Annotated in this window: 1 protein-coding gene; it reads left to right on the forward strand. The window is 71.5% G+C overall.

Annotated features, from left to right (window positions below):
• The coding region (hypB, locus tag ACQRUO_RS39775; RefSeq protein WP_428321040.1) for a hydrogenase nickel incorporation protein HypB at positions 1-396 on the forward strand (396 nt) is incomplete at its 5' end.
• Positions 397-414 lie beyond the last annotated feature (18 nt).

Here is a 414-nt window from a genome sequence, read left to right on the forward strand (position 1 = left end):
GTGCTCTTCGTGGAGAACGTCGGCAATCTGGTCTGCCCCGCCTCCTACGACCTCGGCGAGAACCTGCGGATCGTGCTGATGGCGGTCACCGAGGGCGAGGACAAGCCGCTGAAGTACCCGACCGCGTTCGGCTCCGCCCATGTCGTCGTCATCACCAAGACCGATCTCGCCGAGGCTGCGGGATTCGACGAGAGCACGTTTCGCGCGAACGTCCAGCGGGTCAACCCGGGGGTGGAGATCGTACGGTCCTGCGCCCGCACCGGCGACGGCGTCGGCACCGTCCTCGACCGCGCCCTCGCCGCCCGCGACGGCGCTCCCGCGCACCGGCCGCCGCTCGCCCCGCAACCGCACGGACACCACCACCACCAGCACACCGAGTCCGCGCCCGTCGCATGACCGCTCCCGCGACCGGCC

Source organism: Kitasatospora sp. LaBMicrA B282 (assembly GCF_050325825.1).
Taxonomy (GTDB): domain Bacteria; phylum Actinomycetota; class Actinomycetes; order Streptomycetales; family Streptomycetaceae; genus Kitasatospora.